The sequence below is a fragment of the Franconibacter sp. IITDAS19 genome (genome assembly GCF_023079515.1).
Taxonomy (GTDB): Bacteria; Pseudomonadota; Gammaproteobacteria; order Enterobacterales; family Enterobacteriaceae; genus Franconibacter; species Franconibacter pulveris.
Map to the genome: position 1 here is coordinate 105,139 of NZ_JALJCP010000008.1, position 14,169 is coordinate 119,307.

Sequence of the window (14,169 nt, forward strand, 5' to 3'; positions counted from 1 at the left end):
TTTTTTTGACGACGCGTTAATCATTACGGAGAACATTTTTTGCGGCTGGCAAATAGCGTAGCGAGAAATAAAGTCTGTTTTTCCCACACAACGAACGTCTTTCCAGCAGCTCCCGAATTTGTCCTGCCGATTTGGGTTGCGCGCTAAAAACCTTGCCAGGATTGGCTGTAAAGATTTCATAAACGATGCCGCTGCCAGGTGTTTTTACTTCGCATCCAGCGCTGGCCTGTAAATAAAGTTCGCGCTGTACTGTGTTAAGTTTGCCTACGCCGCCGCCATCCTGAATAAGAACGTTTACCCCTGTCTCTTCTATATCTGCGACCAGTTGACGATAGCCCTCCGGCGACATGTTGCCGGAAAAAAAGCTGCTGATATAAACGGGCTTGTGCAGAACGGCGGCCAACTGGCGACGCGTATCGCTCAACCATTGGGTCATCTGCCCCCGCGCCGCTTTATCACGCCAGTTACTATCGTCTATTTCCGCGCTGATGTACCAACCATCCGGCTGAAAACCCATGGTTTTGGCCCATAACCTCGCCTGGCGACGATCCTGTACGAGTAAGCGATTTAAGTAGTTAGCCTGCGCGGCAAGCGGCTGCTTCTGACGCGTAAAGAAATCGGGGTCGGCATTTAAGCCTATGATAACCTTCAACCCCGCCTGACGCGCCGCCTGCGCTTTCTTTAACAGAAGAGCGCGTTCGGTTTCGTTAGCAAACGCCTCGCCATAGCGCGTCCACTGTATTACCAGCGTATCAAACCCTTGCTGACGCAGCGTTTGCATCAATGACTGCCAGCTCGTGTCGCTTGCAAGGTTATCTCGCAATTGCGGTTGCCAGAAAATGCCTGTCATTGCAAATGAGGGCGCGTTCACCAGTAAAAGAAATAACAAAAAGAGGCATTTATTCATTTACCAGTGAACTCCAACCGTAACAAAGACATTGTTGCGCTCGCCCGAACGTTGATTAACGCTGTTCAGGATATGCTGATACTCAAGGCCCAGGCTTACTTTATGCGGCCAGGCATCGTATCGGGTTTCGCCGGTCCAGATGTTCCATCGTACGCCCGCGCCGCCAGTCTGCGCCCCCCGCGTTTCACCATTACGGTAACCGTTGGTCTGCAAATGCGCATAGGGCTCCAGCGTCTGCCCATCGGTTATTTTTTCATGCCAGCTGACGCGATAATCAACGGTCCATGCCTGAATGTCTTGCCGTACATACTGTGCAGCATCAAGGTAAAGATTGTTCGCAAACCAGCCTGGCCCGTTCGGATGCCACTCATCACTGAAACGACCATTATTGAAAAACGAGGCGCTGGCGCGAAGCATGGCATCCGATTCACCGTGATGGCTATCAAGCGGCGCCTGTTGCTCAATGGCAAGAAAGAAAACCGATTCCCGCAGCGGTTTCCAGCGCAGGCCTGCCCCAATCATGGGGTTTTTTACGGGCATCGCTACGCCTGATCCTGCCGTATCGGCAAACAGGCGGCTATATACAGAGAGCAAGTCGCCTTCCAGCAACTGGTTTCGGCCGACACGATATTCCGCTTCAAGCTGGCCGTAGCTTCGGTAGCTCTTCCCTGGCGATACGTCGTTAAGCTTATTATTCACTGAATTAAGAGTGCCAGAGCGCAGGCCGACGGAACTGTCATACGTAAAACTCCAGCGTCGCGCAATGTCTTCATGCAGTCGTCTGAAAGCAAAACGCTGCTGCTTTTGCTCAGCTGTCGGCGGTGCGAGTTCCGCGTCGTCATTCATTTCATCAATAACCTGGCGGGCATAATATTGCGCCGCCGAGACGTTCTGTAACCGCTGATTCACATAAGCGAGTTGCTTAATAAGCGCGGGATCGTCCGGCATCGCCTTATAAGCTTGCTCAAGCAAAACACGCGACTGAACCGCGTTACCGTCTTGCCATAATGCATATCCCAAAGCCGCCTGAAGCGATGCGTTTTGCGGCTCCATTGTCAGCGCCTGGCGTAAATCACTAATCGCTGCGCGGGTGTTGCCCTGCAGACGGTAAATACTGGCACGGGAAACATAAACTTGCGCCGAAGGCCTGATTGCCAATGCGCGATTGAAATCAGCTAACGCTTTTTCAGGCTCTCCTGGCAGGTAGCGTTGTGCATGAAGCCACCAGTAATGCTCGCTGTTATCCAACCCACGCTGTTTCTCTTCCTCCAACAAGCGATAGAGCATATCCCGCTCTTGCGCCGCGTGAGCTGTATTTGCCGCCGCAACCAGATCCGCATTACTCATCTCGTTAACAGGTATTTTCCTCCAGGCGCGCATAGCAGCAGCATAATCCTGAACCTGGTAGGCTTGATACGCCACCGCCCGGTGGTGCCAGACATCGGGCGAATGGGCTGCCGCTTGCTGAAAGGCATAGAGCGCCACGCCGGGTAACGTTTCGCGATAACAGGCCGCCAACCTGCTCCACGACGCCGCGTCATAGGTTGGAGACATATCACCAAGCAGGCTACTCAGGGCTGAACAATCCTCCACGAGCCACGGCAACTGGCTTTGCAAGCGCCGTTGAACGGAAGAGTGAAGCGGCTTCGAGAGTTCTGTTTTCTGCGCGTCAGATGCCCATTGGGGATGCTCATGCAATAGCTCAACGAGCCGCATCAATAACCTGAGCGTTATTTTTTCATCACCCTGGAACGGATAGCGCTGCAGTAAAATTTGCGCCGCCTCCTGCGATTGCCCCGCCTGGATCAATTGCCAGCTAAGCGCATCCAGGCGCTGCAAATCATGCGGGTAGCGCGCATAGAGACGTTGAGCCAGTTGCAGCGTTTCATGGCTGTTATGACTTGCTATGCTCAATTCATAACGCGCTTGCAGAAACGCATCCTGGGGCAGTCCGGCCAGCATTTGGCGCGCAGCGGCGTAATGACCAGACTTCAGCAGCCCTGGCAGCGTTGCACCCGCTATGTATGACCGATTTTCACTAAACTGCGCGTTATAGTTCGCCAGCGCCTCTTGCGGATGAACACTGAAACGTGACAGTAAATAAATCCACCGTTTTTCCTGTTCAGCCGTATGGAAAACAGGCTGTCGCTGCGCGAGGAAGCGTTGCAGAAGCGCTGTCTCGCCCCGTTGCACAAGCGTTGCGGCATAAGCGAGATGATTTTCAGGACTGTTGAAAAGCCCCTGCGATTGCCGAGCCTGTAGGTTCTCATCCTGATGCGCGGCAAGTAATACAGTAAACCATTGTTCTTGCTCAGCGGGGCTCAGGCGTTGCTGCTGAAAGCGTTCAGAGAAAAGCGTGTCTGCTATGTCCCATTGTTTCAGGTAGATTGCCCGTTGCAGCGTGTCATTACGCAGCGCCTCACCGAGCGAATGCGCGGCAAACACCGGATCGCGAAGCTGCTGACGGGCAATCTGAATCTCACCGAGTCGCAACGCATTTTGTCCTGTTTCGCTGCGGCAGCGAACAGAAGGTTCTTCATCGCATCGCTGCTGTTGCGCCAGTAACTCCGGCACAGATGTTACCAACACAGGCTCAACAGGTATCGCCGCCAGGCTTTGCGCCAGTTTTTTATTGTCGGGGTGCTGTTTTAATTGCTGCGAAAGCAGACTCGATGCTTGCTTATTGTGACCAAAATGGCGAAGCGCTTCTGCCTGATAAAGCGTTAACTGAACATTATGGGGTTCACGCCGACGTATCTCTTCAAATTCACGCAGCGCGGTTTTTTCATCATTTTGCTTTTGCGCCCTTAAAGCCTTTTCCAGATGAGGATAGATGATGAAATAGCGATAATCGCTCAGCCCAAGCGCTGCGGCGCTGGTTTCGGTGGCGTCCTCCTGCGCCAGTACGCTGCCGCTGAGAAGTGAAGCAATAAAAAACGTTAACAGGCGGTGAGAATGGATACGCATTATCATGCTGCCTGCTCCAGCGCTGCCATCTGCTGCGTCGTCAGACCCGCTTCACTCAGCAATGTCTGCATTGACAATTGCAACTCCTGTTGCCGCGACAATACCCGGCTGAGCGTCTCCTGGCTAATAACGCCCTCCTTCACCAGAAATTCACCCAACGGTAAGTGGCTACGCTCGTGACGCAATAGCAACGCGTTGATCGCCGAGCTATTAATATGCCCTAACGTAGTGAGTACTTCGGCGAAAAGGAACTGATGGGGCACAAAACGATGCCAGATAGCCTCTGACTGCGCTTCGCTTATCCACCCTTCTTTCACCGCCGTCTGCAAAAGGCTGCGATCGTCCTGGCCGCGATAACGCGCGTACCAGTGCCTCAGGCCTGTGACAACCTGTCCCCGGGGCACGATGACATATTCCACTTCGCAATTAAGTTTACGGGAAAGCGCTGCCAGAGAGACCGGATCGATACCATTTTCACTGGCAAGCACCATTACGCCCCGCTCTATTCGCAGCGGCAGTATGGCATAGCGCAGCGCGATGGAAGCGGGCACCTTAGCAATCAGCGCGACAGGAATTTCCCAGGCGTCAATCGACTCTGTGCGTACGCCATTTTGTTCTGCCAGCGCTTGCGCCAGTTGGGTTGACGTAATAACACCCTGCAACATAAGCGAGCCGCCCAAATGCAAACCCGGTATACGGTTCATTAACGCCTGCTCAAGTTGCGCTTCAGTAATTATCTGATGGGCTATAAGGATTTGACCCAACGGTCGCAGGGCGCGAGTCTCGCCGGTTACGCTTGGAAAATCATGCGTGGTTTTATCCCATGCTACTCGTCTGGGATCGCCGTGTTGAATAACTTGTCTGATGGCGCGCCAGTTGGCCATGAAGTTAACCAGGTTGCCCCAGAAAAGACGGATGACAGAAAGTAATCCCTGTCCGAGCCCGTAGTAGACCGTTACGAAAATAACGCGCTGAAGAATACGGTTAATCATCAGCCCTAAATTCACCCACAGTAGCGTCATCAGCCACGGGCCGCCGGTGAAAATAGAGAGAAATTGCCACGCATCCGGCCAGAGGTGTTGGTAGAGCCATAGCGCCACCAGTTGAACCATGATGAGCATTGCCGTAAAGCTCAGAAAATTGCTTATTGCTCCTTTCCGGTCACGCCAGAGGAAGTAATTCAGCGTCGGGCTGGCGCTCCATTTATGCGTTTTGAGCCCCTGAAAGACAATGCCAATTATCCAACGCGACTTCTGTCGCACTGCGGTAGAAAAGGTATCAGGGAAATATTCGCGTACGCAGATAACATTCGATGAGCGGGCCCGCTGGAGAAAGCGGCGCGGCTGATTACCCTCTGATTCGCTCACTACCGGAAAGCGAACAAAAATTTCCGTCATTCCTTTAGTTTTAAGACGAAAGCCAATGTCGTAGTCTTCTGTAAGACTTTGCACGTCGAAGGCGATGCCGTCCCCGTCGGCCAGAAGCGCCATAACGGCTCGGCGGCTAAAGCAGGTGCCAACGCCTGCGCTTGGCACCTGGCCGGCAATGGCTTCACGCACCGGCACATCTTTACCATGAAGTTCGGCAAACTCATCGATATAAGACATGCTGGTGAAATGGTTCCATTTCCGTTCAAAGGGATAAACAGGAATTTGAATTAAATCTTTACGCTCGACAAGATAATTAAAAAGGCGCAACTCAAGCGGTGAAATAACATCTTCAGCATCATGTAAAATAAAGCCAGAAAAGGCGAACTTAGCGCTACGCTCAAATTGTGTGATGGCATCAAGAATATTATTCAGACAATCCGCTTTGCTGGTAGGTCCGGGTCGAGCACACACCACTTTATGCACGTTCGGGAAACGCGCACAGACTTCATCTACATCGCGCTGGGTATCAGGATCGTTTGGATAAGTCCCCACAAAAATATGATAATTTTCATAATCCAGCGTGGTAGCGGCAAGCTCTGCCATATTACCGATGACGCCAGTTTCATTCCATGCAGGCACCATGATGGCTAAAGGTTTTTCATCAGGCTCATAAAGCGCCTGGTAATCCATAGGCTTATGCCGCCGGTAAACAGTGACGGCGCGCCTTGCTCTTCTTACCCAATAGACTATATCAATGAAGAGATCGTCCAGGCCGCTAATAAGCATCATTAAAGCCAGCCCGATGGCGATAAACTTTAAGCCATAAAGATAGGTCGCAAAAATATCAACCAGTCCATTCATGCTGAGACACCCTGTACGATATGAATGGAATTATGCGCAATCCATTTTTTTAGTGTTATCAGGCTACTTTTCATTTTTAATGATATTCACATTTTTATTTAAAAGAGCACGCATTGTCCGCACAAAAATAATCTCTATGGCGCATTTCTAAAACGCCCATTCATATAGCCGCCGCATCAGCTGCAACGTGATATTTATTTCATGGCGTAACTATTTCAACGCATACTAAAAGCGTAAAAGCGGTGTCGCCGGCGCCATTTTGCGTCCAAAATAATACACCTACTGGCACTTTAGTACCAGATTTAACCAAAAAACGAGGGCCGTAAGGTTGCCACTACAAGGCGTGCGCACGTGGACTGTTAGCCGAAGGTAGCCCGTAGCGATAAAACATAAACCTGAATGATGGAAGAGAATACAACCAGGGAATAAGATAGCAGGACAAATGGGGCGAGAATTGCTGTTTAGCGGATTTCTGCAGTTTTTCTCAACGAGAGTTTTATCACTGAAAATTAAGGCGGTAAGTGCTTGAATAGTGGCGGAGAGAGGGGGATTTGAACCCCCGGTAGAGTTGCCCCTACTCCGGTTTTCGAGACCGGTCCGTTCAGCCGCTCCGGCATCTCTCCGTATTGGTGGTTGCCATGATGCCAGGTAATTTGGCATTTTAACAGACCCTGCCCCTTCGATTTTGTTCAAGTGACGACTTTGCGAGCAGATAAGATGATTAAGTGGCCCTGGAAAGCAAACGACGACGCGCATGATGACCCGATGCCCTGGGAAAAGGCGCTCGCTATCCCTCTGCTGGCGGGTTTATCCGCGGATGAACAGAACAAGCTGGTGCGGCTCGCCGAACGCTTTATTCAACAAAAACGCCTGGTTCCGTTACAGGGCTTTGAGCTTGATTCCCTCAAGACCGCCCGTATCGCCCTGCTCTTCTGCCTGCCGGTGATGGAACTGGGACTCGACTGGCTCGATGGTTTTCACGAAGTGCTTATCTACCCGGCGCCCTTTATCGTCGATGACGAGTGGGAAGATGATATTGGTCTCGTTCACAGCCAGCGCGTCGTACACGCCGGCCAGAGCTGGCAACAGGGGCCGGTAGTGCTTAACTGGCTGGATATTCAGGATTCTTTCGACGCCTCCGGTTTTAATCTGGTTATCCATGAAGTCGCGCATAAACTCGATACGCGTAACGGCGACCGGGCTAGCGGCATTCCGTTCATTCCGCTGCGTGAAGTGGCAGGTTGGGAGCACGATCTGCATGCCGCCATGAATAATATTCAGGACGAGATCGATCTGGTGGGTGAGAATGCGGCCAGTATTGACGCCTACGCGGCAACGGATCCGGCGGAATGCTTCGCCGTGCTGTCGGAATATTTCTTCAGCGCGCCGGAGCTGTTTGCGCCGCGCTTCCCATCGCTCTGGCAGCGTTTTACGCAGTTCTATGGCCAGGACCCGCTGCGCCGGCTGCGGCTTTCTGATACAGGCAGCGACCACGTTCAGCGGCAGGTGCATTAAATCAGCAAACTGCCTTATAAATAGCCAGTTGAATCAACGCGTTAAATTTAACATTGACACCTGAAAGGGGCGCCATTAATATGCGCCCCGTTCACACGATTCCTCTGTAGTTCAGTCGGTAGAACGGCGGACTGTTAATCCGTATGTCACTGGTTCGAGTCCAGTCAGAGGAGCCAAATTCAAAAAAGCCCGCTTAATGCGGGCTTTTTGCTTTTCACCACTGACTGCATTATTGCTCACCTATCCCCTGTTATCTGACAACGCGTCGCTCTGATACCACGTCCGCTATTTTGCCAGACGAACGTATCTGTATAATTAGCGTATCGTTAAACCGCATAGCCAAAGGATTTGCTTGACATGCGCGGTATCGACCAACCTTTGATAATTTTTAAGAGCCGCAAACCATTCAACGATCGCTGCGCAGATGACATGAAATATGGCGATTTAACTGAAAAAATGCTTAAAGCGCGCTTTGGCCTTTTCCAGGTCTCTGAACGGGTAGATTGCTATACCTTCCAGAAGATGACTATTCCGGCCTATGGCAACATGCCGAAACTGAGCAAGGAGCAGGCCGCCGCAATCCTCTTCGAGAGGCTTCGGTTCGAAGCCGGAAGATTTGCGTTCTGGGGGCCGTATACTGGTATTATCCACAGACTCTTTACTCATATGCAGTATTGCAATGGTAAAGATTTTCACGATGTGCAGATGAACCAGGCCTATAAGAAAATGATTGAAGGTGATCACTCTTCGGGAAGCACTATCAACAGGATAAAACGAACGCTAGATACCTTTTCAGACTGGGATTCCGGGTTACAAACAAGGCACTTTGCCAATGAAATAAACAAATCTCATCTTCCTAAATTTGATAGATTTTCCGACCGCATTAATGGTTTAGGTATTAGCATCCACGAAATAAACAGCACTAAAATCACCCTTGAATCTCTCAACTTTGATAATAACCGATATACTGCAGTATTACATTTCAAAGGCCAGGATCACTTTGGACTGGATACCGATGACATGACTAAAACCCTGTTCAAATATTTGAAGGTATTTGGTATATGGTTCGTTATTCAGCGTTTTGAGAAACTGGCCTACAAGCCCTTTTTTACCAATATGGAAGCCCGCATCACTATTACTGGAGAGAATCATGCGTAAGCCAGTAGTATTTTTATCTATAATAGCAGCGGTGATCATAATCGCACTACTTTATTTTTGGCCGCTTTTTTATAACACCGAAATAAAACGTACCGGAGATGGCGTAGTATTAGTAAAAGACCTCCCTCCTTCTGACAAACTCAGGCTGCAATGGTGGAAACAAAATAAGCATCTTTTAGAAAAAGATCATGCCCTGATACCTGATCAAGGTTATTTTTCGTTGTCTATTATGGACTTTGGAAAAGGTTACGAAAAATTGCCTGCAGAAGATTTTATATCTGGCATTTCACAAGACGATTATCTATGTTTTGATTCAATCAAAAGCGAAACCAAATGCGTTAAGAAAAATGAGCTTATGTCAATCATGGGTGACGTAACAAAGAAAATATTTATCTACATCGGTGACAGGCAATATATTCAACTGCCGGATGGAACAATAAAAGAACAACAGATAAAAGAAGAATAAATAATTGATTGCAAGGTTTATTAATTCTCTGAATAAAACTCTTCTTTTGAGTGAGGCGTAATAAGCTCAGCTTAAGGTACAGAATTCAACTAAGCCCGCTTAATGCGGGCTTCTTGTTTCTCTCGGCCTCAGATTTGAAAATCGATCACCGGTTCGGCGGCTTCCAGCGCCTGACGTTTGATTTCATCAACCGAAAGACCCGGATTGCAAAGCTCGATAAAGCGCCAGACGTAGTTGCGCTGCAGCTGTCCGCGCTTTAACCCCAGCCAGACGGTATTGGCGTCAAAAAGATGGCGCGTATCAAGGCGCACCAGTTGCCCCGCTTCACCGCTCGCCTGCTCCGCCACCAGGCCAATACCAAGCCCCAGCTCAACATAGGTTTTGATAACGTCCGAGTCCTGCGCGCTTAACACAATGTCTGCCGCCAGCCCCTTACGCGCAAAAGCTTCATCAATACGCGAGCGCCCGGTAATGCCCTGACGATAGGTAATAAGCGGCCAGCGGCTAATATCTTCCAGCGTCAGTGGGTTTGCCTGTAAAAGCGGGTGATCCTGCGGCACCAGCAGATTGTGATACCAACGAAACCAGGGGTAAGCCACTAACGTCGGGTCCGTACTAAGCCGTTCGCTGGCGATGCCGATATCCGCCGTGCCGCTTTGCAGCAGGGAATCTATCTCCTGCGGCGTGCCCTGAATTAATTCCAGACGCACCTCAGGAAAAAGCGCGCGAAATTCTTTAATAACCGAAGGCAGGCTATAGCGCGCCTGGGTGTGCGTGGTGGCGATAGTCAGCACGCCGGAGGCGTCGTTGGTGAAAAGGTCGGCAAGACGGCGCACATTGCTGGCTTCGTCGAGAATACGCTCGGCGATAACCAGCAACGCTTTGCCCGGCTCCGTCATGCCAAGCAGGCGCTTGCCGCGGCGGATGAAAATCTCAATGCCCAGTTCCTCCTCCAGCTCGCGAATATGACGGCTGACGCCAGACTGAGAGGTGTAGAGCATATTAGCGACGTCGGTCAGGTTGTAATCCCGCCTTGCCGCTTCGCGGATAATTTTAAGCTGCTGGAAATTCACATCGCCCCCGGGAGACATTCAACATGACGCTATTGTTAAAGTCACCCGATGGACAGAACAAATAATAAAAACCAGCAATATATTCCTGGATGGAATATAAGCTAGCCCACCAGCATCAACTCACGGCTTTCGAGCGCCGGGCGCGTCACCAGCGACAGCAAAATTTCTTTCACCGCCTGCGCTTGCGGGGAAAGCGGCAGCGTTGACGAGAGATTCAGCGACAGCGGCAGGTTCATGGACGGCGCCGTTATGCGGGCCATCCAGCCGTTCGCGGAGCCCGCAAGGGATCGCGCCGCCGATTCCGGCAATACCGTTACGCCCATGCCGCTGGCGATAGCCGCTGTCAACGTAGCGATAGACTCAATCTCGCCGATGATTTTGGCCGTCAGGCGACGCAGCGAGAAGGCCTCATCCACGCGCTTGCGCACCGCGCTGTAATCGCGAGGGAGAAACAGGTTCATCTCCGCAACGGCGGCGAGATCGATGCTCTGGCCCGGGCAGTCGCGGGTGCCGACCAGGTAAAGATCTTCTTTCAGCAGCGGCTGGCTGGTGAGCCCGGAGGTTGCCGAACGGTCATAGAGCACCGCCATGTCGAGCTGGCCGTTGAGCACTTTCTCGTTTAACACCGACCCGCTGTTTTCATGCAGATAGACCAGCACGTCCGGCAATTCCGCGCGCACGGCCTGCAGCAGCGGCATGGTAATAGAAGAGGCCGCCGTTCCCGGCGCAAGGCCGATAGAGACGTGGCCGCTCAGCGTCTGGCCGACATTGTTCACTGCCAGCTGCGCCTGCTCGCACTGGCGTAAAATGGTGCGCGCATGAGCATAGAGTATTTTTCCGGCTTCCGTCGGGGTTACGCCCCGCTTGGTGCGAATCAACAGCTGTTGATTCATCTCCCCTTCCAGGGTTGCCACCTGTTGGCTAAGGGCGGGTTGCGCAATGTGCAACACTTCAGCGGCCTGCGTCAGGCTCCCGATGTCGACGATTTTTACGAAATACTTCAGTCGTCTTAAGTTCATTTTGCCTCCTGTACGGAACGCCGGTAGTAAAGCCAGCAAGATAGTCGCAGGATGTGTTGCAATATGCTTGCCAGTTTTCAGATTGCTCCGACCAGGGACGCTAACCGGCTGGATAATAAGAGAAACCAATCACAACGCGTTGAACCATTATTGAAACAGCGTTTTTCTGATGCCCCGTTTCGAACGGCGGTTGCACCACAACGGTGCGAGAGCGGATTTTATGAAGGGCCTGCGCGCGGGATGGCTAATTTGTCGGCAAACGAATCGTTAACGTTAATTCGCCCTTTGACAATCCCGGCCTGCGCCGTTAGTATGCGCCCCGTTCACACGATTCCTCTGTAGTTCAGTCGGTAGAACGGCGGACTGTTAATCCGTATGTCACTGGTTCGAGTCCAGTCAGAGGAGCCAAATTCAGAGAAGCCCGCTTAAGGAAACTTAAGCGGGCTTTTTGCTTTTCAGCGTTTCATCTTTCCTTCACTGCGCTTTCCTTATCCTGTGACATACTAACGGCATGGCTAACACCCGCCTGTCATGCGGGATAAGGAGAAAATATGCATAACGAAGCCGGAACTCACCTGACGCCAGAACAAGCGCTTGATAAACTCGAAGCCATGTACGACGCGGCGGTTAACGCCCTGCGCGAAGCCATCGCCGCCTTTATTGAAAACGGCGAAACGCCGCAAGAGGCTCGCCGTTCGCAAGGGTTGTTCGTCTACCCGCAATTGCGGGTAAGCTGGGACGGCAACGCCCGCAACCCGAAGAAAACCCGCGCCTACGCCCGCTTTACTCACCCGGGCTGCTATACCACCACCATCACCCGCCCTTCGCTTTTTCGGCCTTATCTGGCGGAACAGCTGACGCTGCTGTATGAAGATTACGGCGCGGCGATCGAGGTTTCGCCTTCTCAGCATGAGATCCCCTACCCTTATGTGATAGACGGCTCCACGCTGACGCTGGACCGCTCAATGAGCGCCGGTCTCGCCCGCCATTTCCCGACCACTGAGCTTGCGCAGATTGGCGATGAGACCGCCGACGGCATCTTCCATCCGACGGAGTTTTACCCGCTCTCGCATTTCGACGCCCGCCGCGTGGATTTTTCGCTGGCGCGCCTGCGGCACTACACCGGCACGCCCGCCGAGCATTTCCAGCCGTTCGTGCTGTTCACTAACTACACGCGTTACGTGGATGAGTTTGTGCGCTGGGGTTGCAGCCAGATCCTCGACCCGGAAAGCCCTTACGTGGCGCTCTCTTGTGCGGGCGGTGTCTGGATCACCGCGGATACCGAAGGGCCGGAAGAGGTTATTTCCGATCTCGCCTGGAAAAAGCACCAGATGCCCGCCTGGCATCTGATTACCGCTGACGGTCAGGGCATTACGCTTATCAATATCGGCGTTGGACCGTCGAACGCGAAAACCATCTGCGATCATCTCGCCGTGCTGCGCCCGGATGTCTGGCTGATGATTGGTCATTGCGGCGGGCTGCGTGAAAGCCAGGCGATTGGCGACTACGTGCTGGCGCACGCGTATCTGCGCGACGATCACGTGCTGGATGCCGTACTGCCGCCGGATATCCCTATCCCGAGCATTGCAGAAGTGCAGCGCGCGCTGTATGACGCCACCAAACTGGTGAGCGACATGCCGGGCGAAGAAGTTAAACAACGGCTGCGCACCGGCACCGTTGTCACCACCGACGACCGCAACTGGGAGCTGCGCTACTCCGCCTCCGCGCTGCGCTTCAATTTAAGTCGCGCGGTGGCGATTGATATGGAGAGCGCCACCATCGCCGCCCAGGGGTATCGCTTCCGCGTGCCTTACGGCACGCTGCTGTGCGTTTCCGACAAGCCGCTGCACGGAGAGATAAAGCTGCCCGGCCAGGCGAACCGCTTTTATGAAGGGGCCATTTCAGAGCATTTGCAGATTGGCATTCGCGCTATCGACCTGTTGCGCGCCGAGGGCGAGCGCTTACACTCTCGTAAGCTGCGCACCTTCAACGAACCGCCGTTCCGCTGATCCCCCGGCTGAAAAAACACCGCCGCGTACTCCCTTCGCGGCGGCGTTTTCTTTTCACTGGCGCGTCCGATATGCGGCCTTTCGCCCAGAAAAGTGTCAAAAAAAGCGCAGCTTGCGGAATTAATCGGCAAACGGCGCGTTTTTTTAAAAGAGCTTTTGACAACCCAGGGTCATCTCGTTACTATGCGCCCCGTTCACACGATTCCTCTGTAGTTCAGTCGGTAGAACGGCGGACTGTTAATCCGTATGTCACTGGTTCGAGTCCAGTCAGAGGAGCCAAATTTTAGTCTTAAGAGATCTCTATGCGTCTTAAGGCTGTTAAAAAAACAAGAAGTTATCTATACCCGGCTGTCCAAATAAGGATTGCCGGGTTTCTTTGCATCCATAGTTTTTGGGGGCTTAATCGGGGGCCTTACGGTTCGGTGAACAAATGGAGCCCCCCGCTATGGCATTAACAGATACCGCTATCCGCAAGCTCAGACCCACAGACAAACCCTTCAAACTCGGCGACAGTGCCGGACTGTACCTGCTGATCAAACCCAACGGATCAAAACTCTGGTACTTTTATCGTCATGAATAATTTTGAGTACAATGTGCTGAAAAATTTCATGAAGAATCAGGCTGGCTACTCCTCCGTTGCATTGGGGAAATTCATCGGCATGGTTCTGGTGAACCCTTGCATTGATTTTCAGTCGCTTGCGACGTCGATGGGCATCAGCGCCTGCCGTGTCACCCAGGCTGCTGATATCACAGCGGCGGTTAAAATAGGTATAGCCAGCGGGAAGACGAATCTGATTGAAGTGGTGATCTCCGCGGGCTAAATA

The 14,169-nt window shown here is 52.1% G+C and carries 10 protein-coding genes, 4 tRNA genes and 1 pseudogene; 9 read left to right on the forward strand and 6 right to left on the reverse strand.

The genetic code is table 11. From position 1 onward, the window contains the following. Window positions 1-16: 16 nt before the first annotated feature. The 4 genes from MT962_RS17670 to MT962_RS17685 all read right to left on the reverse strand — a co-directional run bounded on the left by MT962_RS17670 (window position 17) and on the right by MT962_RS17685 (window position 6,728). Window positions 17-907, reverse strand: coding sequence for a DUF4434 family protein (locus tag MT962_RS17670; RefSeq protein ID WP_247366143.1), 891 nt, complete (start codon window positions 905-907; stop codon window positions 17-19). Further along, the gene (locus MT962_RS17675; RefSeq protein ID WP_247366252.1) at window positions 908-3,877 is read right to left on the reverse strand and encodes a phage receptor; all 2,970 of its coding nucleotides are present in this window, start codon (window positions 3,875-3,877) and stop codon (window positions 908-910) included. After that, complete coding sequence (gene nrfB, locus MT962_RS17680; RefSeq protein ID WP_024560628.1) at window positions 3,877-6,105, reverse strand: cyclic di-3',5'-guanylate-activated glycosyltransferase NrfB; 2,229 nt, start codon at window positions 6,103-6,105, stop codon at window positions 3,877-3,879. The genes MT962_RS17675 and nrfB overlap by 1 nt, the downstream gene beginning before the upstream one ends. A gap of 533 nt (window positions 6,106-6,638) precedes the next feature. Continuing rightward, window positions 6,639-6,728 (reverse strand) — tRNA-Ser (locus MT962_RS17685). Between the two features lie 94 nt (window positions 6,729-6,822). Here MT962_RS17685 and mtfA point away from each other — a divergent pair. From mtfA to MT962_RS17705, 4 genes are all read left to right on the forward strand, one after another. Beyond that, entirely contained in the window at window positions 6,823-7,620 is a 798-nt protein-coding gene (mtfA, locus tag MT962_RS17690) for a DgsA anti-repressor MtfA (RefSeq protein ID WP_188724267.1), read from the forward strand. A 100-nt stretch (window positions 7,621-7,720) separates the two neighbouring features. After that, window positions 7,721-7,796 (forward strand) — tRNA-Asn (locus tag MT962_RS17695). A gap of 181 nt (window positions 7,797-7,977) precedes the next feature. Next, window positions 7,978-8,778, forward strand: a complete 801-nt coding sequence (locus tag MT962_RS17700) for a DUF3289 family protein (RefSeq protein WP_247366144.1) — start codon at window positions 7,978-7,980, stop codon at window positions 8,776-8,778. Continuing rightward, window positions 8,771-9,244 carry a DUF943 family protein gene (locus MT962_RS17705; protein ID WP_247366145.1) on the forward strand — a complete coding sequence of 158 codons (474 nt, stop codon included), beginning with the start codon at window positions 8,771-8,773 and terminating at the stop codon, window positions 9,242-9,244. The genes MT962_RS17700 and MT962_RS17705 overlap by 8 nt, the downstream gene beginning before the upstream one ends. Window positions 9,245-9,372: 128 nt before the next feature. Here the strand turns inward: MT962_RS17705 and cbl are convergent, their stop codons facing one another. Together cbl and nac are read right to left on the reverse strand one after the other, a co-directional pair. Further along, window positions 9,373-10,317: an HTH-type transcriptional regulator Cbl gene (cbl, locus tag MT962_RS17710; protein WP_024558628.1), complete on the reverse strand. Its 945-nt coding sequence runs from the start codon at window positions 10,315-10,317 to the stop codon at window positions 9,373-9,375. A 101-nt stretch (window positions 10,318-10,418) separates the two neighbouring features. Then, entirely contained in the window at window positions 10,419-11,336 is a 918-nt protein-coding gene (gene nac, locus MT962_RS17715; RefSeq protein WP_024558627.1) for a nitrogen assimilation transcriptional regulator NAC, read from the reverse strand. Window positions 11,337-11,668: 332 nt separating this feature from the next. Here nac and MT962_RS17720 point away from each other — a divergent pair. The 5 genes and pseudogenes from MT962_RS17720 to MT962_RS17740 all read left to right on the forward strand — a co-directional run bounded on the left by MT962_RS17720 (window position 11,669) and on the right by MT962_RS17740 (window position 14,166). Beyond that, a tRNA-Asn gene (locus MT962_RS17720) sits at window positions 11,669-11,744 on the forward strand. A 143-nt stretch (window positions 11,745-11,887) separates the two neighbouring features. Next, window positions 11,888-13,345, forward strand: coding sequence for an AMP nucleosidase (locus tag MT962_RS17725; protein ID WP_024558626.1), 1,458 nt, complete (start codon window positions 11,888-11,890; stop codon window positions 13,343-13,345). Window positions 13,346-13,548: 203 nt separating this feature from the next. Then, window positions 13,549-13,624, forward strand: a tRNA-Asn gene (locus tag MT962_RS17730). Between the two features lie 166 nt (window positions 13,625-13,790). Continuing rightward, window positions 13,791-13,916 (forward strand): annotated as a pseudogene (locus MT962_RS17735) (Arm DNA-binding domain-containing protein); the annotation flags it as partial. 1 nt (window position 13,917) lies between these two features. Beyond that, on the forward strand, window positions 13,918-14,166 hold the full coding sequence (locus MT962_RS17740) for a thiamine pyrophosphate-dependent enzyme (RefSeq protein WP_247366146.1): 249 nt from the start codon (window positions 13,918-13,920) through the stop codon (window positions 14,164-14,166). The last annotated feature ends 3 nt before the right edge of the window (window positions 14,167-14,169 follow it).